18 protein-coding genes are annotated in these 25,410 nt (G+C 50.6%); 11 read left to right on the top strand and 7 right to left on the bottom strand.

What is annotated here, in order from left to right; all coding sequences use genetic code 11:
• Positions 1 to 144: 144 nt before the first annotated feature.
• Positions 145 to 2,778 carry a DNA topoisomerase (ATP-hydrolyzing) subunit A gene (gene gyrA, locus ABT58_RS14685; RefSeq protein ID WP_047875162.1) on the bottom strand — a complete coding sequence of 878 codons (2,634 nt, stop codon included), beginning with the start codon at positions 2,776 to 2,778 and terminating at the stop codon, positions 145 to 147.
• A 481-nt stretch (positions 2,779 to 3,259) separates the two neighbouring features.
• Here gyrA and ABT58_RS24205 point away from each other — a divergent pair, with 481 nt between their 5' ends.
• From ABT58_RS24205 to yfaE, 6 genes are all read left to right on the top strand, one after another.
• Entirely contained in the window at positions 3,260 to 3,397 is a 138-nt protein-coding gene (locus tag ABT58_RS24205) for a hypothetical protein (RefSeq protein ID WP_169749965.1), read from the top strand.
• A 234-nt stretch (positions 3,398 to 3,631) separates the two neighbouring features.
• Positions 3,632 to 4,339, top strand: coding sequence for a bifunctional 2-polyprenyl-6-hydroxyphenol methylase/3-demethylubiquinol 3-O-methyltransferase UbiG (gene ubiG / locus ABT58_RS14680; RefSeq protein ID WP_047875161.1), 708 nt, complete (start codon positions 3,632 to 3,634; stop codon positions 4,337 to 4,339).
• A 179-nt stretch (positions 4,340 to 4,518) separates the two neighbouring features.
• Positions 4,519 to 5,187 carry an HAD family hydrolase gene (locus ABT58_RS14675; protein ID WP_047875160.1) on the top strand — a complete coding sequence of 223 codons (669 nt, stop codon included), beginning with the start codon at positions 4,519 to 4,521 and terminating at the stop codon, positions 5,185 to 5,187.
• Positions 5,188 to 5,673: 486 nt separating this feature from the next.
• The gene (nrdA, locus tag ABT58_RS14670; protein ID WP_047875159.1) at positions 5,674 to 7,941 is read left to right on the top strand and encodes a class 1a ribonucleoside-diphosphate reductase subunit alpha; all 2,268 of its coding nucleotides are present in this window, start codon (positions 5,674 to 5,676) and stop codon (positions 7,939 to 7,941) included.
• A gap of 46 nt (positions 7,942 to 7,987) precedes the next feature.
• Complete coding sequence (gene nrdB, locus ABT58_RS14665; protein ID WP_047875158.1) at positions 7,988 to 9,121, top strand: class Ia ribonucleoside-diphosphate reductase subunit beta; 1,134 nt, start codon at positions 7,988 to 7,990, stop codon at positions 9,119 to 9,121.
• Entirely contained in the window at positions 9,118 to 9,435 is a 318-nt protein-coding gene (yfaE, locus tag ABT58_RS14660) for a class I ribonucleotide reductase maintenance protein YfaE (RefSeq protein WP_047875157.1), read from the top strand. The genes nrdB and yfaE overlap by 4 nt, the downstream gene beginning before the upstream one ends.
• Positions 9,436 to 9,487: 52 nt before the next feature.
• Here yfaE and adiA read toward each other — a convergent pair whose 3' ends face one another.
• From adiA to ABT58_RS14645, 3 genes are all read right to left on the bottom strand, one after another.
• Positions 9,488 to 11,782, bottom strand: coding sequence for an arginine decarboxylase (gene adiA / locus ABT58_RS14655; protein ID WP_047875156.1), 2,295 nt, complete (start codon positions 11,780 to 11,782; stop codon positions 9,488 to 9,490).
• 163 nt (positions 11,783 to 11,945) lie between these two features.
• Positions 11,946 to 13,328 (bottom strand): putrescine-ornithine antiporter, encoded by a 1,383-nt coding sequence (potE, locus tag ABT58_RS14650; RefSeq protein WP_047875155.1) that lies wholly within the window; start codon positions 13,326 to 13,328, stop codon positions 11,946 to 11,948.
• A 355-nt stretch (positions 13,329 to 13,683) separates the two neighbouring features.
• Complete coding sequence (locus tag ABT58_RS14645) at positions 13,684 to 15,000, bottom strand: CinA family nicotinamide mononucleotide deamidase-related protein (RefSeq protein WP_047875154.1); 1,317 nt, start codon at positions 14,998 to 15,000, stop codon at positions 13,684 to 13,686.
• Positions 15,001 to 15,456: 456 nt separating this feature from the next.
• Here ABT58_RS14645 and ABT58_RS14640 point away from each other — a divergent pair, with 456 nt between their 5' ends.
• The 3 genes from ABT58_RS14640 to ABT58_RS14630 all read left to right on the top strand — a co-directional run bounded on the left by ABT58_RS14640 (position 15,457) and on the right by ABT58_RS14630 (position 19,993).
• Positions 15,457 to 16,665: an aromatic amino acid transport family protein gene (locus ABT58_RS14640; RefSeq protein WP_047875153.1), complete on the top strand. Its 1,209-nt coding sequence runs from the start codon at positions 15,457 to 15,459 to the stop codon at positions 16,663 to 16,665.
• Positions 16,666 to 16,915: 250 nt separating this feature from the next.
• Positions 16,916 to 17,836 (top strand): DUF3943 domain-containing protein, encoded by a 921-nt coding sequence (locus ABT58_RS14635; RefSeq protein WP_047875152.1) that lies wholly within the window; start codon positions 16,916 to 16,918, stop codon positions 17,834 to 17,836.
• 183 nt (positions 17,837 to 18,019) lie between these two features.
• The gene (locus ABT58_RS14630; protein ID WP_047875151.1) at positions 18,020 to 19,993 is read left to right on the top strand and encodes an EAL domain-containing protein; all 1,974 of its coding nucleotides are present in this window, start codon (positions 18,020 to 18,022) and stop codon (positions 19,991 to 19,993) included.
• Positions 19,994 to 20,122: 129 nt separating this feature from the next.
• Here ABT58_RS14630 and ABT58_RS14625 read toward each other — a convergent pair whose 3' ends face one another.
• The 3 genes from ABT58_RS14625 to cysB all read right to left on the bottom strand — a co-directional run bounded on the left by ABT58_RS14625 (position 20,123) and on the right by cysB (position 23,237).
• Positions 20,123 to 20,851: a sulfite exporter TauE/SafE family protein gene (locus ABT58_RS14625; RefSeq protein ID WP_047875150.1), complete on the bottom strand. Its 729-nt coding sequence runs from the start codon at positions 20,849 to 20,851 to the stop codon at positions 20,123 to 20,125.
• Positions 20,833 to 22,038 (bottom strand): methyltransferase, encoded by a 1,206-nt coding sequence (locus ABT58_RS14620; protein WP_047875149.1) that lies wholly within the window; start codon positions 22,036 to 22,038, stop codon positions 20,833 to 20,835. Before ABT58_RS14620 ends, ABT58_RS14625 begins: the two co-directional genes overlap by 19 nt.
• A gap of 224 nt (positions 22,039 to 22,262) precedes the next feature.
• A complete protein-coding gene (cysB, locus tag ABT58_RS14615) occupies positions 22,263 to 23,237 on the bottom strand; it encodes an HTH-type transcriptional regulator CysB (RefSeq protein ID WP_047875148.1) in 975 nt (324 codons plus the stop codon).
• 363 nt (positions 23,238 to 23,600) lie between these two features.
• On the opposite strand from cysB, the gene ABT58_RS14610 reads away from it, so the two are divergent.
• A complete protein-coding gene (locus tag ABT58_RS14610) occupies positions 23,601 to 24,362 on the top strand; it encodes a hypothetical protein (protein ID WP_047875147.1) in 762 nt (253 codons plus the stop codon).
• 112 nt (positions 24,363 to 24,474) lie between these two features.
• Positions 24,475 to 25,269: a tRNA isopentenyl-2-thiomethyl-A-37 hydroxylase MiaE gene (miaE, locus tag ABT58_RS14605; protein ID WP_047875146.1), complete on the top strand. Its 795-nt coding sequence runs from the start codon at positions 24,475 to 24,477 to the stop codon at positions 25,267 to 25,269.
• Positions 25,270 to 25,410 lie beyond the last annotated feature (141 nt).

Below are 25,410 nucleotides of genomic sequence, written 5' to 3'. Positions count from 1 at the left end.
GATGACTGTCATCTGACCTTTGTTTTTACACCTTTCTTTCCGCCCTGAAAAGGGGTTGGGGTGAATTAGTTGCCCCACTTTCAAACGGATAAAAAAAACGCAGCCCGAAGGCTGCGTTTTTCATAGCAGATAGCACTGCATCAATTATTCTTCTTCAGAAGAAGTGTCTGCTGCAGAATCAGCGGCTGGCTGTTCTGTCGATACTGCCGCGTCGCCGTCCACGATCTCTGCATCAGAAATCATGTCGTCTTCTTCCGGCTCATCGATGCGCTGCAGACCGACCACTTGCTCATCAGCAGCGGTACGGATCAGGGTCACACCTTGGGTGTTACGGCCCACGCGGCTCACTTCGCCAACGCGTGTACGAACCAGAATACCACCGTTGGTGATCATCATGAATTCGTCGCCATCTTCGACCTGAATCGCGCCAACCACACTACCGTTACGCTCAGAGACCTTGATAGACACAACACCTTGTGTCGCACGGCTCTTCGCAGGGTATTCCGTCAGCTCAGTACGCTTACCGTAACCGTTTTCAGTCACAGTCAGTACATCACCACCGTTGTGCGGTACGATCAACGATACTACTTTGTCGCTGTCAGCAAGTTTGATACCACGTACACCTGCCGCAGTACGGCCCATGCCACGCACTTGCTCTTCACAGAAACGAACGACCTTGCCGTGTTTCGAGAACAGCATGATGTCATCGTTACCGTTCGTGATGTCCACACCGATCAGTGAGTCACCGTCACGCAGGTTCACCGCAATGATACCGGCACTACGTGGACGACTGAAGTCAGTCAGTGGGGTCTTCTTCACGGTACCGTCAGCGGTCGCCATGAAGATGAACTTGTCTTCCGTGTATTCTTTCACTGGTAGGATCGCGGTAATACGCTCGCCTTCTTCCAGCGGTAGAATGTTCACGATTGGCTTACCACGTGCCGTACGGCTTGCCAGCGGTAGCTGGTACACTTTCAGCCAGTACATACGGCCACGGCTTGAGAAGCACAGAATGGTGTCATGGGTATTGGCCACCAGCAGACGCTCAATGAAGTCTTCATCCTTCATGCGCGTTGCCGCTTTACCTTTACCACCACGACGCTGAGCTTCGTAATCGCTCAGTACCTGGTACTTCACGTAACCTTCGTGAGAAAGTGTTACCACTACATCTTCTTGCGTGATCAGATCTTCAAGATCAATGTCGTGGCTTGCAGCTGTGATTTCAGTACGACGAGGATCGTTGAACTGCTCTTTCACCGCTTCAAGTTCTTCACGGATCACTTCCATCAAACGCTCAGAGCTGCCCAAAATGTGCAGTAACTCAGCGATTTCTTCTAGCAGTGCCTTGTACTCGTCAAGGATCTTCTCGTGCTCAAGGCCAGTTAGCTTGTGCAGACGCAGATCCAAGATTGCTTGGGCTTGCTGTTCAGTCAGGAAGTACTTACCATCACGAATGCCGAATTCAGGCTCTAGCCATTCAGGACGCGCTGCATCGGTACCGGCACGTTCCAGCATCGCTGCTACGTTGCCCAGATCCCAACCGCGAGCCACTAGGCCAGCGCGTGCTTCCGCAGGCGTTGGTGCGTTTCGGATCAACTCGATGATTTCATCGATGTTCGCCAGTGCCAGTGCCAAACCTTCAAGGATATGGGCACGCTCACGGGCTTTACGCAATTCGTAAATCGTACGACGTGTCACCACTTCACGGCGGTGGTTCACGAAGCACTTCAACATGTCTTTCAGGTTGAAGGTTTTTGGCTGGCCATTGTCCAGCGCAACCATGTTGATACCGAATGTGGTTTGTAGCTGAGTTTGTGCGTACAGGTTGTTAAGAACCACTTCACCCACAGCATCACGCTTACATTCGATAACAATGCGCATACCGTCTTTGTCAGACTCGTCGCGCAGGGCACTGATGCCTTCAACTTTCTTCTCTTTAACCAGTTCCGCGATCTTTTCAATCAGACGCGCTTTGTTCACCTGGTAAGGGATTTCGGTTACAACGATGGTTTCACGACCGTTCTTGTCTGCTTCGATCTCCGCTTTAGAGCGCATGTAGATCTTACCGCGACCGGTCTTGTATGCATCGATGATACCTTTACGACCACTGATCATCGCCGCAGTCGGGAAATCAGGGCCTGGAATGTAATCCATCAGCTCATCAATGGTGATGTTTTCATCATTGATATACGCCAGACAGCCATCGATAACCTCACCTAGGTTGTGAGGTGGAATATTGGTCGCCATACCGACGGCAATACCCGATGAACCATTCACTAGCAGGTTTGGTACTTTGGTTGGAAGTACGGCTGGGATTTGCTCTGTACCGTCGTAGTTAGGTACATAATCCACCGTCTCTTTATCCAAATCCGCCAACAATTCATGGGCGATTTTGGACATACGTACTTCGGTGTAACGCATTGCAGCGGCGGAGTCGCCGTCAATCGAACCGAAGTTACCCTGACCATCTACCAGCATGTAGCGAAGAGAGAAAGGTTGGGCCATACGTACAATGGTGTCGTAAACTGCGCTGTCACCGTGAGGGTGATATTTACCGATTACGTCACCCACCACACGGGCGGATTTTTTATATGCTTTATTCCAGTCATTGCCCAATACATTCATCGCGAATAAAACGCGACGGTGTACCGGCTTAAGGCCATCACGCACATCAGGAAGAGCACGACCTACGATAACGGACATCGCGTAGTCGAGGTACGAGCCTTTCAGCTCCTCTTCAATGTTTACGGGCGTGATCTCTTTTGCAAGATCGCTCATGGAGCCAATATCCCTCAGGTAATTTCTGTCGTATACGTATACCAAACGGCATAGCTATCTCTGACCGTGCTTTCGCCCGGTTTTTCACGATACCTATAACGTTGGGTATCATACGTGCAAGGTGCGAGAATATAGCATATTTCAGCCCAGATAGGCACACCTTTCACTGTTATGTTGTGAGTAATTTAGCGGATTGGTAAAAAATCTGCAGCTTAGGGGAAAGAATTCCTATTCTATCCGTTTACTTTTTACTCATTAGGCGCTTGAACCGCGCCAACTTCGCATTTTTCGCCCGCCCTTTTTGCAATCAAATGTAAAAAGTCGACCTGGCTTTGAAATTTCATCATCCCGCCGCAAACTGACTGTTTGCTGAACAAAAAACTGATCGTTATCAAGTGTAGCTTGCCCCATCGGCGTAGTATCGAACTTGCAAGAACAAAATCTAAGATTTCACAAATCACATACGATAAGCGAGGTCACCATGTTCAGCAAAGCCATCACAGCCATCGGTATCTGCGTTATTGGGGGAAAATATTTGCTCATGCTCATTCTTGCCGCCATCACGCTCAGCACCGGCTCGCTGCAAGCCGATTTGATCCAACTGGCTGCCGCCGAGTAACCTGTACCACTCAACGCAACAAACGATGCTCCACCCTGTGCTCAAGCGCCTTCGACAGGTTTTCACCGTCTCCCAGAGGGCGCTTCAAGTGACTTTCCCCACGTTGCCCCTCCCCCCAATACAAGTCTGACGTCACGGCCCCGTTTTCATTGCTTTATCGCGCTATCTTCGTTGTGGCCTGCCCGATCATTTTCGTTATAATGCCGCTATCTATAAGGAAGATGGCTTAATCACATGACCAAGCAATTGAACGTTGATCCGGCAGAGATCAGTAAATTTGAAGACATGGCATCACGTTGGTGGGATCTGGAAGGCGAATTTAAACCGCTGCACCAAATCAACCCGCTGCGTTTGAATTTTGTTATCGACCATGCCGATGGCCTGTTCGGCAAAAAAGTGTTGGATGTCGGCTGTGGTGGCGGGATCCTGGCAGAAAGCATGGCGGTAGAAGGCGCAGACGTCACTGGCCTGGACATGGGTAAAGAGCCCCTGACCGTTGCTCGCCTGCACGCGTTAGAAACAGGCACCAAACTGGAGTATGTGCAGCGCACGGCCGAAGAGCACGCCGAACTGCACCCGGAAACCTATGATGTGGTTACCTGCATGGAAATGCTGGAACACGTTCCGGATCCGGCATCGGTTATCGCCGCGTGTGCAAAAATGGTCAAACCGGGCGGTCACGTCTTCTTTTCGACCTTGAACCGCAATATCAAATCTTACCTGTTTGCCATTGTTGGTGCCGAGCACCTGCTGAAACTGGTGCCACAAGGTACGCACGATCATGCCAAGTTCATTCGCCCGTCTGAACTGTTAACCATGATTGACAAGACGCCGTTGCAAGATCGCCACATCACCGGTTTGCACTACAACCCGCTGACTGACCGTTACTGGCTGGGTAACAACGTGGATGTGAACTACATCGTCCACACGGTGAAGCCATAATCCCCTTCAGGCACTCACCCCTTCACGCCTTTCACCGCGCTTAACCACAACGTGCTGTGATCCGCTTAGCAGGGCACGCATACCGCCCTGCTTGGCTATTGCCAATCCCGTTTTCTGCTGCCAATACTTGAACCATGGGTTTCATTCCCCCTTTTGACCCGATTGAACAAGGACAGGTTATGGCCAATCACCTTCATGCAGTGTTATTTGATTTAGACGGCACCCTGCTCGATACCGCGCCCGATATGGCCAAAGCCGCCAACCGTGTACTGGCCGATTACAACCTGCCTCCCTTAACCGCTGCGCATATTCAGGCAAACACCAGTTATGGCGCCAAGGGGTTACTGACCGCCGGATTTGGCACACACCCTTTACCGTCAGACATGACGATGCTGCGTCAACGTTTTTTGGATTACTACGAACAAAACATCTGCGAACACACTGCGCTTTACCCAGGCATTGCCGCATTATTGGATCATTTGGATGCTACACAGATCCCATGGGGGATCATGACCAATAAACCCGGTTTTCTGACGGATATGCTTTTGCCCTACTTTCCTCACCTGATGCGTGCGCATGCCATTGTATGTGGCGATACCCTGCCGCTGGCCAAACCCCACCCTGAACCGCTCTGGTACAGCTGTGAATGCATGGGCGTCAATGCCGCACAATGTGCCTATATCGGGGACATTGAAAAAGACATGATCGCGGCCAGCGCCGCCAATATGGCGGGATACGTGGCCGGCTGGGGCTACATCGGTGAAGCCGATCGCCCTGACAAGTGGGACGCACACGGCATCTTACGCCATCCCAGTGAGCTAATTCGTCACCTTTCTCCTTCAGCGTAACCCGCTGACAGACATCGCCTTGTAAATGAACACGTACACACTTGCCGAACACAAGATAATGTGTTGGCTTGTGTTACCGTCTCACAATCGATAACTTACTCACTAGACAAGAAATAACCAGAAATCTGCGCTTTTCTGTCCGCCTCATAGAACAAGAAAAAATCAAGGCATTTTTTTTTCTACACGCGATTTTTCTCTCGAATTTTTATTGCTTTTTTCTATGATACTGTCAGAACTGAGCAAATAGGTTGGTAGGCACTAACTTAATTTTGTACTTCCCCAAGTTATCCACAGCTGGTTAAAAATTACCATCTTGCAATACCCCCCTATCACCACTATCTTGTAACCCTATAAGCTCAACACCCCAATATGTAGTGTTTCAGTCCACCAGCAGAAAACTAACAAAGATCTTCACCTTTGCTAACCTTATTGCTGAAAGTGACAAAAAACACGGCTAATGATGGAAATCTGGGAATAAGACCAAAAATGACTCAACAGCTCACTGTTACCAAGCGTGATGGACGCACAGAAAATATCGACCTGGAAAAAATCCACCGAGTGATCACTTGGGCCGCAGAAGGCCTAGAGAACGTCTCGGTTTCACAGGTTGAACTGAAGTCTCACATCCAGTTCTACGAAGGGATCAAGACCGAAGATATCCACGAAACCATCATCAAAGCAGCCGCAGACCTGATCTCTGAAGAGACACCGGACTACCAGTACCTGGCTGCGCGTTTGGCGATTTTCCACCTTCGCAAAAAAGCATATGGCCAGTTTGAGCCACCTGCGCTGTTCGATCATGTGACTCACATGGTTGAGAAAGGCAAGTACGACGCACACTTGCTAGAAGACTACAGCAAAGAAGAATTCGAGCTGATGGATACCTACATCGATCACTGGCGCGACATGGATTTCTCCTACGCAGCCGTGAAGCAGTTGGAAGGTAAATATTTGGTTCAAAACCGTGTCAGTGGCGAAATTTTTGAAAGCGCACAGTTTTTGTACATCATGATCGCGGCGTGCCTATTTGGTAAATACCCACGCGAAACGCGCATGAGCTACATCAAACGCTTCTACGACGCGGTCTCTCAGTTCAAGATCTCGCTACCTACGCCAATCATGTCAGGCGTACGTACCCCGACTCGTCAGTTCAGCTCTTGTGTACTGATTGAGTGTGATGACAGTCTGGATTCCATCAACGCAACGGCAAGCGCCATTGTACGTTACGTGTCTCAGCGTGCCGGTATCGGTATCAACGCAGGCCGTATTCGTGCGCTGGGTTCTGAAATCCGTGGCGGTGAAGCATTCCACACCGGTTGTATCCCGTTCTACAAATACTTCCAGACAGCAGTGAAATGTTGTTCTCAGGGCGGTGTACGTGGCGGTGCTGCGACTCTGTTCTACCCAATGTGGCACGGCGAAGTAGAATCACTGCTGGTACTGAAAAACAACCGTGGTGTTGAAGAAAACCGTGTTCGTCACATGGACTACGGCGTACAGCTGAACAAACTGATGTACACCCGTCTGATCAAAGGCGAAAACATCAGCCTGTTCTCACCGTCTGACGTCCCTGGACTGTACGATGCGTTCTTCGCTGACCAAGCGGAATTTGAGCGTCTGTACGTACAGTACGAGCAAGACAGCAGCATTAAGCGTAAAACAGTGAAAGCGATTGAGCTGTTCTCCCTACTGATGCAAGAGCGTGCTTCAACAGGCCGTATCTACATTCAGAACGTGGACCACTGTAATACGCACAGCCCGTTTGACCCAAGTGTGGCACCGATTCGCCAGTCTAACCTGTGTCTGGAAATTGCCCTGCCAACCAAACCACTGAACAACGTGGAAGATGAAAACGGCGAAATCGCCCTGTGTACGCTATCTGCGTTCAACTTGGGTGCAATTGAAAGCCTGGATGATCTGGAAGAGCTGGCAGAGCTGACTGTGCGTGCACTGGATGCCCTACTGGACTACCAAGATTACCCACTACCGGCTGCGTACCGTTCAACCATGAACCGCCGTACTCTGGGTGTTGGCGTGATCAACTTCGCGTACTACCTGGCGAAGAACGGTGTGCGTTACTCAGACGGTAGCGCGAACAACCTGACACACGAAGCATTTGAAGCCATTCAGTACTACCTACTGAAAGCGTCTGTTGGTTTGGCGAAAGAGCAAGGCGCTTGTCCTTCGTTCAACGAAACCACCTACGCACAAGGCATTTTGCCGATTGATACGTATAAGAAAGATCTGGATGCCATCTGCTCTGCAGAACTGCGCTACGATTGGGAAGCCCTACGCGAAGAGATCAAAACACACGGTCTGCGTAACTCTACCCTGTCTGCACTGATGCCTTCTGAAACCTCGTCGCAAATCTCGAACGCGACAAACGGTATCGAGCCACCACGTGGTTTCGTTTCAGTGAAAGCATCAAAAGACGGTATCCTGAAGCAAGTCGTGCCTGAGTACAGCAAGTACAAGGATAACTACGAACTGCTTTGGAACATTGGCAGCAATGATGGGTATCTACAGCTAGTAGGTATTATGCAGAAGTTCATCGATCAGGCGATCTCTGCGAACACCAACTACGACCCAAGCAAGCAGCCAGGCGGTAAAGTACCGATGAAACTGTTGCTAAAAGACCTACTAAGCGCGTATAAACTCGGCGTGAAGACCTTGTACTACCACAACACGCGTGATGGTGCTTCTGATAGCCAAGGCGACATGGGTGCAGACGACTGCACAAGCTGCAAGATTTAAGTTTTAACGATTGGGGGCTACGGCTCCCTTTCCTGTTGAGGGTAACATGGCATACAGCACTTTCTGTCAAACGAAAAACGACCCACTAAAAGAACCAATGTTCTTCGGCCAGTCCGTAAACGTGGCGCGTTATGACCAACAAAAGTTTGAGATTTTTGAAAAGCTGATTGAGAAGCAGCTGTCTTTCTTCTGGCGTCCGGAAGAAGTGGACGTATCAGGCGACCGCATTGACTACAACAATCTGCCTGACCACGAACGCCACATTTTCATCAGCAACCTGAAATACCAAACACTATTGGATTCCATTCAGGGTCGTAGCCCGAACGTAGCGCTACTGCCGATCGTGTCGATTCCAGAGCTGGAAACCTGGATTGAAACCTGGTCGTTCTCTGAAACGATCCACTCACGTTCTTACACGCACATCATTCGTAACATCGTGAACGATCCTGCTATCGTCTTTGATGACATCGTGACCAACGAACACATCATCAAGCGTGCAGGCGATATTTCTCGCTACTACGATGATTTGATCGCAGCTACCAACGACTACCACCGCTTCGGTGAAGGCGTGCACACTATCAACGGCAATACCGTGACAGTGAACCTGCGTGACATTAAAAAGAAACTGTACCTGTGCATGATGTCAGTGAATGCACTGGAAGCGATCCGTTTCTACGTGAGCTTCGCGTGTTCTTTCGCCTTCGCAGAACGTGAATTGATGGAAGGTAACGCGAAGATCATCAAACTGATCGCCCGTGACGAAGCCTTGCACCTGACCGGTACTCAGCACATTCTGAACCTGCTACGTAACGGCCATGACGATCCAGACATGGTAGAGATTGCCCGTGAATGTCACGCAGAATGCTTCCAGATCTTCAAAGACGCGGCTGAGCAAGAAAAAGAATGGGCTGATTACCTGTTCAAAGACGGCTCAATGATCGGTCTGAACAAGAACATCCTGTGCCAGTACGTGGAATACATCACGAACCTGCGTATGGCGGCGGTTGGTCTTGAGCACGCTTACCCGGGCGCAACACAGAACCCAATTCCATGGATCAACTCTTGGTTGTCTTCTGATAACGTACAGGTTGCACCACAGGAAGCAGAAATCAGTTCTTACCTGGTTGGTCAGATTGATAACGACGTCAGCGCTGACGATCTGGGTGACTTTGAACTATGAGTTCACTCACGATTACCGTGAATGGCGTAGAGGTTCGTGGCAACAGCCATGAGCCTCTGCTCGACCAACTAGAGCGTATCGGCCTGCGTCCTGAATACCAGTGCCGTAGTGGCCTGTGTGGCGCTTGTCGCTGCAAGCTCACGACGGGTGCTGTATCGCAAGCCGACAGCATGGCGTTCATTGCCCCCAATGAAATCCTGACTTGCTGCTCAACGCCGAAAAGCGATGTCGTGATCGACTTTGATTACGAGTTGCTGCAAGACGTAAAAAGTCCCGAGCAAGACCATTCTGGTAATGATGAAAAGACCGCCTAAGTTGGCGGTCTTTTTGTTTGTGCACCTTGTCACTATCCGTGTGCTTTATCCCTCACACCTGCTTGATACACATCACGTGATACACCCCGTCTTCCACTTCGGTGCCTTCGGTTTCATGCTCAAAGCCCGGGAAGGCTTTGTCCCACACTTCCAGACTTTTCAGGTACCCGATTTGTGGACTCTGACTATCGCCAAAACTCTCGCCCGACATCAACATCGGAATACCCGGTGGGTACGGGATCACCGCATTGGCGGTCACACGCCCTTCCAGCTTGTTTGATGGCACCATCTCGACATTGTTATCAACAATGGCTTCAAACGCCGTACGTGGCGTGACCACGGCTTCTGGCAAGGTGGAATAGGCCGCATTGAGTTTGTCTGATGGCGTATGCTGCTTGAGGTACTGGAACATCTTGTCGCCCAAGTCCTTAAAACCCATCTCGCCATACACGTCCGGATAACTGTTCACCAAATCCGGCAGAACAGATTTCAGCGCCGTGTTGTTGTCATAGTGCTTTTTGAAACTCAGCAAGGTGTTTACCAGCGTCGCCCATTTACCTTTGGTGATCCCCATGGAAAACAGGAACATGATTTGGAAGTCGGTCGTTCGGGTCGGCACAATCCCAAAGCGGGTCAGGTATTGCGTCACAAGTGCGGCAGGCACACCGGTATCGAGCAGCGTCCCGTCATCCCCCATACCCGGTGCCAAAATACTCACCTTGATGGGATCCAACATACACCAGTCTTCCGGCATATCCGCAAAACCGTGCCAGGCATCGCCGGGTTTCATCACCCAGAAATCTTGCTGGGTGGCCAGCAGGTTGGGATCGGCTTCTTCAAACGGCACATGCTTTCCTGTGGCCGGATCCACAATGGTTTCCGCGTTCCACGGCTTGAAGAACCAGTCATTATCCGCCGCAAACTCTTTGTATAACCGCCCCATCGCCTGACGGTAATCGACCGCTTCTTTGATCACTTCTTGCGTCAGAGAATGACCACGATTGCCTGCCATTTGCGACACAGCAATGTCGTTCGAGGCACTGATGGCGTACAGCGGCGAGGTGGTCGCATGCATCATGTACGCTTGGTTGAAACGCTGGAAATCGATGCTGTCCTTACCGTAGCGCACATGGATCCATGACGCCTGCGACAAGGCATTGAGCAATTTGTGGGTGGAATGGGTGGCAAATACCGTCGGCCCGTCACTGCACTCTTCCGGCTCGCCGCGCATCGCATAATGGTTGTCATAAATCGGATTAAAACGGGCATAACCGTACCAGGCTTCATCAAAGTGCAAGCGCGGGCTACTCTCACCCAAAATGCCCTGCACGCGCTTGGCGTTGTAACACAAGCCATCGTAAGTACAGTTGGTGATCACCGCATAAACCGGATCTTGCTCGGCAAAATCTTTTGTTAATGCCCCTTCTTTTGCCCGTTGCTTGATGGCGTCCGGTGTCATTTGCTCAGGGAAAATCGGCCCGATAATGCCGTAACGGTTACGCGAAGGTAGCATGTAGACAGGCCGCGCCCCGGTGAGCATCAATCCCTGTTCGATAGACTTGTGACAGTTGCGATCACACACCGCTAAGCTGTCGGCTTTCATACAAATCTGCATGATGGTGCGGTTAGCACCGGATGTGCCGGTTACCAGTGAATACGATTGATTTGCCCCAAACACTTTGGCGGCAAAAGCTTCACTGTCCCCAAAGTAGCCGGTGTGATCGAGTAAAGACCCCAGCGAACCGCGCTCAATCCCCATGTCCGAGCGAAACAGTCCTTCACCGTAATAGTTATAAAATCGCTGGCCGGCCGGCGTTTTGGTAAACCCGACCCCGCCTTGATGCCCGGGGGCGGCCCACGAATATTCGTGTACATCGTCGTACTGCATCATCCCAGCCATAAGCGGCGGAAGCAGTTGGTCACGATAACGCTTCATGGCAGCAACAACCCGCCCGACAATGAAATCGGCAGTGTCTTCCAACAGCCACGCAAACTCGTCGACCCGCGACATTAATTCTCGGCTAACCGCCAAGGTGATTTTTTTTCGCTCGGCCAGCAGAAATACCGGCACCCCTTGCTGACGTTGATTGAGCTTATCGATCAGTTGGTAAAACTTGTCATTTTCGTCAGCCTGCTGCCCTGTCATCTGTGACGTCAGCATGAAACAGTCCATGGCGATATTGGCATTCAAAATGGAATAACAGTCATCAAACGAGGTCGCAATGGTGACGCTCACCCCTTCATTGTGAAACTCATCCACCAAACGTTCTAAGGCGTTTTCAATCACGCCCACTTTCAAGGTGTCATTAAAAATCAGGACGCGTTTTTGTTTACCGTAATTTTTCATGTACGTAGTTCCTATCCTCGAAAATCTGTCCGCAGAAGGCGCCCGTCACCGAGCGCATTTCTCATCCGTGTTTCTTGAACCTTTTGACTAACCGTTCGGATAACCGCGCGAGTAACCGTGCAAGTAACCGTCAGGGGCATCACTCAGGTATCGTTATCACGGATTATGATTGTTCACTGGGTTGCGTCTCAGCAGGCTTGCTCGCACTCGGTGTTGCCGTATTGGGCTTGGCCACATTAGGTTTCAGCGCATCACGACTGGCAATAAAGCCATAGAAGAAGTAACCAAACAGCATGATCACGGTCCCGTAGTAAACCGAATCGGCACCGGTCGCGTAGGCGCCGTAAATGCTGTACATCACAGCCACGGCCCCAACGGCAATACTGACCTTATACTCGTTCTCTGCGACTTTACTCTCACGCAAAATCACGCCCAGTGCCGTCAAAGAAAGGATGTAAGGGATCATGTTAATGAACACGGCCAAGTCGACCAGAATGTTGAACTGCTTAAGCAAGGTGGGCGAAATGGTCATGACGGCCAATCCGATTTCCAGTGCCAGCATGATCAACATGCCTTTGATAGGCGCATCAAACTTATTCACTTCCGAAAAGATTTTAGGAAACAGGTTTATTTCAGCCGCCGCTTTAGAAACCTGTGCATTGGTGAACTGCCAGCCCAGCAACGAGCCGACCGAGGCGATAATGGCCATCACGGTGATGATGTTACCGATCGTCGGGTCAAACATTTGCGAGAAGACCAAGCCAAATGGTGCGTCCGATTTCGACAATTCGGCATTGGGCACAATGCCCTGAATCACCGTGGTGGACGCAATATAGGTGATGGCTGAAAACACGGTCGCCAACATACAGGCCAGCGGCACATTGCGTTTGGGATTTTCTACCGCCCCGGAGTTGACCCCGGCCGACTCAATCCCCAAAAAAGCCCACAGTGTCAGCGCAATACCGGAAGACATCGCCGTCATGGTAGAGACATCATGCGGGTTCCACGCTTCTGCGAAAACCTTAGGATCGAACCAGTACCAGCCAATGATCGACACGCCCAGCACCGGAATGATGACCCCCCACACGGTGACCGACGAAATTCGACCGGTGATTTTGGGTCCCCGCATGTTGGCTAATAACGTTAAGGTGAGGATCGAAATGACTCCAATGAAATTATGGAAAGGTGTCAGCTTGAGCCAGGGAATGAAGGTTTCCAGATAGCCAACGGTGGACACCGATATAGCGACGGCACTGATCACCAAACAGACATAGTAGGTGTAGGAGGCAATGAAAAAACTGGACTTGCCGTGGGCTTTTTGCGCGTAGGCTGACATCCCGCCATCTTCGGTACAATACATCCCGCATTTTGAGAAGGCGTAGGCTATACAGAGTGCGCCCACAGCGGTGATCCCCCATGCTAATAACGCTATCCCGCCGGTTGCTGCCAAACTGGAGGGCAAGAGAATGATCCCCGAGCCCATCATGTTCACGGTCACGATGGTGGTCAGCCCCATCAAGCCCATTTTATTACTGGATCCACTCATCGTTTTTCACGCCTCCCCTCAATGCGAAAAAGCACCCGAAACGATCATCAAAGCCATGCTCTTACCATCAAGCACTTTCTGAATGATCAACCGTCAGATGGTGTTAATCATAGTGGGGCATGGGCACTTCGCCACCTGCATAGGAAATGAACCGCCTCGGCATTCGCAGCATTGAGACGTATACAGAAGCCCGACTCACACGGTGATGGAAGACATAAGGGGCGAAAAGGAGGATGCGTGAAAAAAACAATCAGCCTGCCTCACCCAATGTAGAGTGAGGCAGACTCAAACGTAGAAAGAGATCGAACAAAAGCGACTAAGCGACTAAGCGACTAAGCGACTAAGTAAATAAACACTATGCCTGAGGCCACTGGTGGGTTTCGTGAATCATCAACGATTCATACTGCCCAAACACCGGTTGCTGGTACAAGTAACGGCGAAGCATGTCCAAGGCCAGTGTCGCGATGACCGTGCGGTGATCACGGTAGGCATACTGGCGACGGGTCGAGACGGTTTGTGACCATAAGCGAGGTTCTTCACCTTGACCGCCCGCCACCGCTAAGGCTAGGGGGATGTGTTGTTCATCGTTCGCTTCACCAATCGCCAGCACCACTGACGCCGCATTCTGCGACAACGCGTTAAGCGCCATCGCCGCCGTCGAATGATGGGTCTCGCCTGATGTGCATACACGCTTCGCCTCACTTGGCTGCTCGTTTGGGGCTATGCCTTGAGCCTTGCCTTTCACTTCGCACGAATCATTATCAGGGAATGCACGCATCACCCAGCTCTGTGCCAACGCCTGACCCAAACCGGCTTCATACAATGCATTGATCACTGCGCCGCCGGTATAACATTCGGCAACCGCCAATGTCTGCCCCGATGCCGATAACGCGCTGTCTAATGCCGTCAACAATGGCTGACCACGCCCGACAACATTGTCCCCCAGCCGTTCTGTAATCTGCTGATACAACGCGTCTGCTTGCGCGTGCCCTTCCGGCACAAACAACTTCACCTCAATAAAAGGCAATGACGAGCGGTATCCCAACTCAAACCCTTCCGGCAATACCAGATCCTGCAACGTATGACCGATTCCAGACTCCGATAAACCAAACGTATACAAGCGCAGGCAGTCACGGGCCGTTTGATTGGCGGTATACGTGGCCGCTAAACGCGGCAAAATTTGCTCATGGGTCATCAGCTTAAATTCACGGGGCACCCCAGGCGTAAAGAACACCCATGCGCGATTCATCCGCATCGCAAAGCCACAAGCGGTACCAATGGGATTATCCAGCAACTCCGCACCGGCCGGGAGCATGGCTTGTTTTATGTTAGTCGGTGGCATTTCACGCCCGAGTTGCGCGTATTTATCCTGCATCGCCGCGACCCAAACGTCTGACAGTTCCAACCCGACATCACCGGCAATCGCTGCTGCTTGCGCCGTTAAATCATCGGTTGTCGGCCCTAAGCCACCATTGACGATCACAATATCGGCCGTCAGGCTACAATGTTCGATTTCCTTGGCCAGGCGTTCCAGTTGATCCCCCACCGTGGTACGGCGCGTCACGGCAAATCCTTGCTCAAAAAACAACCGCGATAACCACGCGGCATTGGTATCGGTAATATCTCCGTGCAGTACTTCTTCGCCGGTACTGATCATGACCACTTCTAACATGCTGTCCTCTGCGCCTGTTTAACCTGTCTTAACGGTATACCAAATCACGGTACATTCCGATCTCTCTCTCTCTTTTCGCAGAAAAATCAACCAGAACTGAGAAAGCAATCCCTGTTTGATAAATATCAATCCTTTACCTCACACTAAGTTGTAAATTTATATTTACACCAAAATAAAGATAAGTTGACAGTGGATAATTTGATCGATAAGGTACAGCACAGATAAAAATGACAACAAAACTTTGAGTATAGCAATATACGTCCATTCTAAGAGGGAATAATATGCGATTACACCGTTTCACATCTGACTATCGATAGCCGCAACGGCCAGGTCGGATGTAATTAATTATTTACACCCTCTCGATTTCGCTGTTGTGGCTGCCCACCTGATCTGGGAGTAACCACCGGTGTTCACACCGCCTCCCGCCTTATTTCTTACTTTGGGAGCAACACACACATGTCCATGAATAAAACCTTCGGCAGTATGCTGATCATTGCCGGCACAACCATTGGCGCCGGTATGCTGGCCCTGCCCTTAGCCTCTGCAGGTCTTGGCTTCACCACTGCTACGCTGATCATGTTCAGTATCTGGCTGCTGATGACCTACACCGCGCTGCTGATGCTGGAAGTCCACCAACATGCTGACAACACGGCTACACTGAATTCTCTGGCCCACAACCTGCTGGGTAAAAAAGGCCAATACATTGCCAGCTTTGCGGTTGCCTTTTTGATGTACTCACTGTGTGCCGCATACATTGCCGGTGGCGGTGCCCAACTCAATGACAAATTGACCCACTGGGCTGGCTTAAGTGTCACCGCACAATCCAGTGCTGCCGCTTTTACGATCATCATCGCGACCATCGTCGGCATCGGTACCCATTCGGTGGATATGGTGAACCGCATTTTGTTCACCCTTAAAATTGTGGCACTGGTGGTGATGCTAGGCCTATTAGTGCCGAATGTGGATGGCGGTCATCTGGTGAACATGCCGGTAGAAAAAGGCCTGATTTTGTCTGCCCTGCCAGTGATTTTTACCTCGTTCGGTTTCCACGGCAGTATCCCGTCTATCGTGCGTTACATCGGCATGGACATTAAAGCGCTGCGTAAGATCATGATCTTCGGCTCTTCATTGCCTTTGTTGATCTACGTGTTCTGGCAGTTAGCAAGCCAAGGCGTCATGAGCCAGTCTGCCCTGATGGCCAATAACAACCTGGGCGCGTTTATTGAATCACTGAACACCTTGCTTCATAACCCAATGGTCAGCCGCTCTGTGTCAGTGTTTGCCGATCTGGCACTAGCCACCTCGTTCTTGGGGGTAAGCTTGGGTCTGTTTGACTTCATTGCCGACAGCTTTAAACGTGATGGCGTAAAATACGGCCGCCTGCAAACAGCATTCATTACCTTCTTGCCACCGCTGGGCTTTGCCGTGTTCTACCCGCAAGGTTTCATCATGGCGCTGGGTTTTGCCGCGATTGCTCTGGTCATTCTGGCGATTTTCCTGCCTGTCGCGATGGTACGTGCACAACGTAAACTGCGAATGGATGCTGAACCGGCTTACCAAGTCGCAGGCGGTACCCCAGCCTTATTGATGGCTACTGGTGCAGGGATCATGATTATCTCCGCGCAATTACTGCAGATGGCCGGGATCATTCCTGCTGTAGGTTAAGATTCATACAAAAATGAACGGGAAGTCGTGCTTCTTGCATACTTCCCGTCATTATCACTATAAAACAGTGAGTTAACTCTCATTATCTAACAATAAGCCATTCTCAACCCCGCCTTTATCTATATAAAGAGAGAAAAATATTCCTATCTGTGGTAGCAATTTCGAATAACTGCTAGGAATTTGTGCTTTTTTCAGTGATACTCCCCGCCCTTAAATCCCCTGTCTAACCAGATCTATCGCGGAGCGTATCTTGCGCACTTCACTGTTTACTTCCGTTGTTTTAGGCTGCGCCTTCAGCACACCGGCTATGGCATGGCACGACAACAACGCCAATACCTACAACACGTTTACGTCACAAGACACCTTCTTAAATCACTATGCTGCAACGACACCTTCATCGTTTCGTTACAGCGCCAGTGAAAATGTCGATGCACACGTACTGGCACAAGCCGCTGACACCAGCGACCAGTCCATCAATACGTTGCCGATGCACCTGTCTGTGGCCCCAGAGAAAAACTGGGACTACCTGCTAGAGCAGTCGTACACCATTTTCGGCTTGAGTGTCGCTACGGTGGGTATGATGACGCTGCTGCCAGAAAGCGTGACCAAGTGGGATGAAGAAGATCGCGATTTGAGCGGCTTAGGCCAAAAGTGGTGGGATAACGTCAGTGAAGGTCCGGTATGGGATAAAGACGACCATGTGCTGAACTATGTCATGCACCCGTATTTTGGTGGCGTGTACTACACCGCCGCGCGTCATTCTGGCTTTAATGAGTGGGAATCCTTCTTATATTCGGCCACCATGTCGACCTTCTTCTGGGAGTACGGCGTTGAAGGTTTTGCGGAAGTCCCGTCTATTCAGGACATCATCGTCACGCCCCTGTTTGGTGCGGCAGTCGGCGAATGGATGTTCCAGACCGAACTGGAAATCACGGCCAATGGCGGTGAGGTAATGGGCTCGGAAACCCTCGGGGATGTCAGCCTGTTCCTGCTTAACCCGGTGGGTCATATCCATTACTGGGTCACCGACTGGTGGAAAGGCGATTCTGATGTCAGCCTGACCTATTCACCGTGGTTTGGTAACAGTACTGTGGCTCAATATGCCATGGATGCGGGCGCGGAATATGACAAGGCCTTCATCGGCTTAGAAATGAAACTTGCCCTGCAGTAATCCCGCACCGATGACGATCAGTAAAGCGACGCAGGTAACGCGTCCTTTGCTGATTTTCAACATTTCAGACCGACGATTTCATGGTTCATGAAGTAAGGTCACGCTTTTATGTTATCTCGATATTTAGGAAACCTGTTTTGAGATAGCATTTTCAATTATCACAATAACTTATAAGCATGGGTGATGAACCAGACTTTTTCGATATTTGAATACCTACAGTCACCTGTTTGGGTATTCGATATTCGCCAAAAACGTATTCTTTGGGCCAACTCCGCTGCGCTACCGTTATGGGAAGCGGAGAGTCAGGATGCCTTGTTGGCACGCGACTTACGTTGCGATATGTCACAAGCCGTTTGTGCAGTGCTGGAGACTTACCTGCGCCAATTTGAGCAGGGTGAAAGCATCAAAACGTGGTGGACTTTCTCACCGAATAACGTGATGAAAAAAGTCCTGTGCCATTTTTCTGGGATCCCGTTGCCCGACGGTACCCTCGCCATGCTCGTCGAAGTCATTTCTGAAGAATCCAGCTTACGCAATGAACTGGCCTTTTCTGGTTGCTCCAATCTTTCTCTGCTCTTTAATCAATATGGCGACCTGATCAGCACCAATGATGCATTTTCCCATGAATTTGGCGATCAACTGCCGGATCTCAACAGCTTCTTGGGTGATGCCAACTTGGCACAAGAATGGCTGGCCCTTGTCCGCCAAGGCCAACCACTGACGACCAAACGTCTGTGCTGGACCGGTAAAAGCCACTACTGGTTTGCGATCGACGGTAAATGGCTAGATGACAAGCAACAGCTACTGCTCAATATCATCAACATCAGCCAAGAAAAAGAACAGCTCAATAAAGAGAAGTACAACGCTGAGCATGACTTTCTGACCGGTTTGCTTAACCGACGCGGGATCACCAATGCCATTATCGAAAACCAGCACAGTTACCATCCGTACAGCCTGCTGTTTCTCGACATCGACGGCTTCAAACTGGTGAACGACACCTATGGCCATGCGGTGGGCGATAAGCTGCTGCGGGCCATTGCTATTCGTCTTCAAGAAGCCGTGCGTTTTAAAGGATTATTGGCCCGTTTCGGCGGTGATGAGTTCATTATTCAGATAGAACACCGCAATATCAGTGATCCCACCAGCTTTGCCCAGCAATTGATCCGTGCGCTGAATCGCCCGTTCCACCTCAAAGAAGTGGGTGAACTGTCTATCGGCTGCAGTATCGGGACGTCCCAGTATCCGCAAGATGCCAAGGACATTGAAACGCTGGTCACACAAGCCGATATGGCGATGCACCGAGCCAAATTGCGCGGCCGCAACCGCAGCCACCATTTTTCACCGGATATGGCCGATGCGCTGTACCGCAAAATGACCCTGCGCCACCATTTGACGCTGGCACTCGAAGCCGAAACCTTTGAGCTCTATTACCAGCCCATTGTGGATATGAAAAGCCAAAAGCTGAAAGGCTTTGAAGCCCTGATCCGCTGGCATGACGAAGCCTTAGGCCACGTATCACCGGCCGAGTTTATTCCGTTGGCCGAAGAAACCGGCCAAATCGTTCCGCTGGGAAAATGGATCCTGAAAACCGCTTGTGAGCAACTGGCGTTATGGCGTGAAAAATACGATAAGCACTTCATCATGAGTGTGAATCTGTCGCGCGCACAATTGCAATCCAGTTTGGCCCCCACGGTAGAAGCTCTGCTGCATCAGCATGGTATTCCGCCCTCACAGCTGGCACTGGAACTGACGGAGTCCACCATGTTGCAGGATTACGATGAAGCCAAGCAGTGCCTGGATGACTTAGCGTCTCTTGGCTTAGAACTGTATCTGGATGATTTTGGTACTGGCTATTCATCCCTGTCACAGTTGCAGGACTTGCCGATCAGTACCGTGAAGCTGGATCAAAGCTTTGTACAAGGCGAGCATAAAGGCAGCCAGGCGATCATTGAAGCCACCCGTGCCATTTGTGAAAAGCTGGAATTAAAAGTAGTGGCAGAGGGTGTCGAAACCCTGTCGCAATTGCATTATTTGCAAAAGTGCCGTTTCGATTACTGTCAGGGGTATTACCTTGGCCGCCCGATGCCCGCTTACGAGCATGAAGCACGCCATTTCTCTTTGCAGAACCACGTACCGGGTACGAAGTACTATTACTGAGTACAGACTGAACTCGCTATAAAAAATTGCCCCGACAATGTAGGGGCAATTTTTACAGCTTCTTTTTCGTCTCTTTTCTCATCTCTTTTCTCACGCATAGAAACGAGAAACGTCTTTCCTGCTCTTACCCTACGCCCAATGCGGTGCCAAGCCCTGCCACATCGCCACTACGCCCGAGATCGAACACAGCACAAGCAACGAATAACGCAGCCATTCCGCTTTGATCAGATGCTGGATACGGTACGCAAAAATCGAGGCCAGAATCGGCGCCGGCATGATCATCATACCGTATTGGAAGTGCCACCAGCTAAAGTGCCCGGTCATCGACAGCGCCACCAGTGACAGGGTGCTGCTGAAGGCAAAAAAGCCGGCTAAGTTAGCCCGTAGCTTGGCCGCTTCGGCATGCTGCAACACCAGTGCCATCGGTGGGCCACCAATCGCCGTGGATGTTCCCATGATGCCGGACGCAAAACCAGCCCAGAACAAGGCTTTTGGTGTGGGTTTGATGCGCACTTTCAGTAAGCTGATCCCCACTGCAATCAATACCCCCAGCCCGAGCACGATCGCCAAGGACTGCGATGAGATATACAGTAGCAATACACTCGCCACCGCTGTACCCGGCACTCGGCCCAGAAAAGCGGCGCCCAAGCCTTTAAATGACAACATGGCGCGGTATTGCCACATGTTGATCAACGCCAGTACCAACCCCACCAGGCAAATGGTACCCGGCATGAAACGCGGCTCAAAAAAGTACACGATCGGGGCGGCGACAATGGCCATGCCAAAACCGACGGTACTTTGCACAAAGCAACCGGCCGCTAACGCCAGCGCGCAATAAATTAGGGTGTTGGTGTCCATGGTGACACGATCTCCGCGTGAATAAGTAAGTTCCTTGGGGTAATAGGTTTGTCGCAAAACGTACCGACCGTCACCTGATAACCGGCCTCTTCCATAAAACAGGCACGATCATAAACCAGCCACATTTCCAGTGGTCGGCGGAATAACTGGCGCAATAGTTCAAGACGTTCAACCCAGTAAAAACGCATTTCACCCTGCTGCTGCCAATGAGCAAAATCGATACCGGCCGGTAAAGTCAGCCCTTTTTGCTCTGCCGCCCACAGACAAAACGCTTCAAAGCCGTCGTTTAACAAGGCTTTTTGCACATTCGGCACCGGCATGTAGGTGTCTTGTGCCCGCACGGCACGCTGTAAGCTATCAAAGCCTAAGCGGAAGCTGACTTCAATAAAACGCAGGTTACGTACTCGGTTGCCGGCCGTCACTGTCTCTTGCAGCGGCAAGCGCAAATCATGCTTTGAGAGCTGTAGCGCGCTCTGCTTCGCCCCCTGAGACAATGGCTGATAGGCTTTATCTCGGATCAGGTGATAGCAACACGGCGAGATACTCACTGCCTGCCCTTGCTTGGCAGCTACGCGTTGTAACAATGACACATGCAGATCACCACAGGCATGCAACGCCACCGCGTGCTGCTGCGGCTGAATATATTGCTCGCTGTCCGGCGAAAAAGCATCACCCTGTACGAACGTCATATCCAGACCCAGCTTTTTCGCAGCCTCATCACCGCTTTCACACAGGGCTTGCTGCCACTCCAAGCTCACCACCGGCGTCTGGTGGGTCGCATGCAATACGCGTCCTAAGAAGCCTTTACCCGCACACCACTCCAACCACGGCAATGACAAGGCAGGCAATACGCCATTAAACGCCTGCAATTGGCTCCACTTTCGGCCGGGAATGCCCGTGTCTAGCCCGCGAGGTGTCTCGCGCTCGATATGTGCTAAGGCTGGCACATCCGTCAATGCGGTGAGTGCATCCGCTTGTGGGATCCAGGTACGCAATGCCTCGCTTAATGCCGTGCTGTCCGACAGATAATACGCCACCTCGTCATCGGTAAGCGCCATCAGCCATTGGTACAGCGCAGGATGGTCAGCCTCCCACGCGGCTGGCGTTTCGGCAAACGGCATAAACTGCCAAAAATTACGGGTCTCAACCAGCAGGTGGTCAAGCTTAGAAAAAAGCGGGGCGTACATGGTTTACTCTGCATTTGTCTTACTGGTGAGCGATTATACCCAATCAAGGTCAAATACACCGATAAATTATGCGAAAGAGATCCGGTCCTCCTGAGCAACACCTTCAGGGCTCATGTACCAACACAGGCACCGCGCATGAAACAAAACAGGCCACCCGAAGGCAGCCTGTCTGTGATATGCATTACTGAATGTCTGATGCCGGATATTCAACCTGTCATTTCGACTTATTTCACCGGTAAGGGAATGCTGGTGAACATGGCTTCGATTTCCGCATTACTCTTGAGTGCGACGGCCTGATCTACCACGTTACGCGTCAGGTGTGGCGCGAAACGCTCCATAAAGTCATACATATACGTGCGCAGGAAGGTGCCTTTCTTAAAGCCAATCTTGGTCGTGCTGGCTTCAAAGATATGGCTGGCATCAATCGCCACCAGATCACTGTCCACCTCAGGATCCATTGCCATGCTGGCAATCACCCCTACCCCAATGCCCAAGCGCACGTAAGTTTTAATCACATCCGCATCGGTTGCCGTAAAGACGATGCGCGGCGTTAAGCCAGAGCGGTTAAAGGCGCTGTCGAGCTCTGAACGGCCCGTAAAGCCAAACACGTACGTCACCAACGAGTACGCAGCCAAATCATGGATAGTAATCTCAGACTTCTGCGCCAAGGGGTGATCGGCTTTCACCACAATCGAACGGTTCCAGTGGTAACACGGCAGCATGATCATGTCCTGATACAAGTGCAGCGCTTCGGTGGCAATGGCAAAGTCCGTGGTGCCTTTAGACACCGCATCCGCCAGCTGTGAAGGCGTACCTTGGTGCATGTGCAAGGTCACTTTCGGGTAACGCGCAGTAAACCCTTGAATCACCGCTGGCAGTGCATAACGGGCTTGCGTATGGGTTGTGGCAATGTTTAAGGTGCCCATTTCCGGATGGGTATGCTCACCGGCAACGGATTTAATGCTTTCTACGCGGGACAGAATATCCCGTGAAATTTTGACAATCTCTTCGCCCGCAGGGGTCACCTTGGTTAAGTGCTTACCGCTGCGTTCAAAAATTTGGATGCCCAGTTCATCTTCCAGTAAACGTACCTGTTTACTGATCCCCGGTTGAGAGGTGTATAAACTCTCTGCGGTCGAGGACACATTCAGGTTATGGTTCACAACCTCAACGATATATCTTAATTGTTGTAGTTTCATGGTACCGCCTATTTATAGTCCATTATATCAATGCAACCATGCCTGCCAAGTGACCGTCACACTGCGGTAAACAGTCCTTTCCCCGATAAGCAACCTACTTCGTCACGTAACGGACATTTTAAGGCGACTTGGGTATATAACATTACGTTATATCTTGAATCATCTAGTTTGCCTAGCATTAGTTGAACAATATATGGCCAAATAGCGGCGGATGGCGATTGGTCATCAATGCGTGGGATCGTCATGGAGCCAATGACGCAAACACTATTGATAAAACACGCAAAAGCCACAACAAAACTAGGTGCTCCTTGTGAGATGGTGTATCTTATAAGACTTAGTGTAAGCGCGGTGGTCGTCAAATCTATGAGTATGCCATTAGTCATTGGCCTGGTAAGCCTACTGCTGATTTTGATTGTGGGTTACAACATCATCATTCAGTATCGACAACAACTAGAGAGCAAAAAACAGCAAGAGCTGTCTAAGTGCATTGCAATCATTGATTCAACTGAAGAGTTGATCGGCAACGCACACCATTTGCCCTACAGCAAAGAATTATTAATGTGCTTAAACCGTCGTGTGCTGTTCACACTGGAAAGCATGCGCGATATCGATCCAACCGATAAAGCGTTACCGCAACGCATTATCAATGTGACCGAGCAAATTCGCCAATTGCAGGAAAACTATTCCAACGCAGACGTCGCGAACTTCAAAGTGCCCAACACAGATAAACAAGCGTTAGGCATGCTGCAACTGGTTAAGCGCCTGAAAAATACCATTCGTAACGAACACAGCAAAGGCCGCATGCCGACCCAGTCTTTTGTGTCGGAGAACGCCCGTCTGGAAGGCTTGCAGCTGCGCATCAACATTGAAAACGTGGTAAAGCGTGCTAATGATGCCCGCATGAAACGCCAATTGGGCACCGCGAAACAGTTGCTGAAAAAAGGCATCGATGTGCTGTCGAGCAAAAACGATAACTATGCCAACCAAGCTCGTGAAAAGCTGATGATCATGCTGAGTGAAATTGACAGCTCACAGAACATGAGCCGCGAACAAGAACGCCAGCAAATGATTGATAAAGAGCAAGACGAGCTGGATATTCTGTTCCAGCCTAAGCGTAAGTGGTAACCCCAACTTTTCTGTTTTTCCCTCTTTGATGAAGGCCACGCATTGCGTGGCCTTTCTTTTTTGTATTGATATACTGGGTGAAAATAACTTACTCAAATCAGCCTGATAATCAATGAACGATACGCAAGCGATGATCGACAATCTGCTCACACCGGTCCGCCAGTTCCTGCACTGCGACACGCCTGACGCGTGGATTGAAGAAGCCAAGAAACCTGAAAACCTCACTGCCCTGCTGGTGGATCACTGTAACTGTGAACTGAAAGCCAGCCAGACGGCGATGTTTCTGATCCGCAAATACGCGGTAGACGCAGAGAGCGGCAAAGCCCTGATGGCCTGGGCTAAACCCTATGAAGATTTTGTTTATGGCCTGACCCGTGACATGCGCCAGTTCCATGGTAAGAAGAATGGCTTAAGCGCCGATCTCACGCCCAAAGCCAACTGTCCGTACGGCGAAGAGTTGATTGCCAAAATGGTGCGCCTCATCAAAGAGGAGTTTCACCATTTCGAGCAAGTGTTGGAGATCATGGATGAGCGAGGCATTCCGTACAGCAACCTACAGGCGGGTCGTTATGCCAAAGGCCTGATGAAAGTGGTCCGTACTCACGATCCTGTCACGCTTGTCGACAAACTGATTGTAGGCGCATACATCGAAGCCCGTTCTTGTGAGCGTTTCGCCAAACTGGCACCGCACTTAGACAGCGATTTACAGAAGTTCTATATCTCCCTGCTACGCTCTGAAGCGCGCCACTATCAAGATTACCTGCAATTGGCAGAGCAAATTGCGGGTGGTGATATCAGTGACCGTATTCAGGCCATTGGTGCGCGAGAAGCCGAACTGATCAATGCGCCGGATACCGTCTTCCGATTCCACAGCGGCGTCCCTGCTACCGCTGACGCATTGGCGTAAAAGATAAGACGTAAGAACCTAGGTTCTAGGTTCTAGGTTCTAGGTTCTAGGTTCTAGGTTCTAGGTTCTAGGTTCTAGCATGATCTGGGTCTTCAGCGATCATCAGCCATAAAAAAACCGCCTTTCGGCGGTTTTTTGTTA

The organism is Photobacterium aphoticum (genome assembly GCF_001029435.1).
In the GTDB taxonomy this organism is placed as follows: Bacteria; Pseudomonadota; Gammaproteobacteria; order Enterobacterales; family Vibrionaceae; genus Photobacterium; species Photobacterium aphoticum.
Note: the sequence above shows the minus strand (reverse complement) of the source record. Positions and strands in the feature narration are given on the sequence as shown.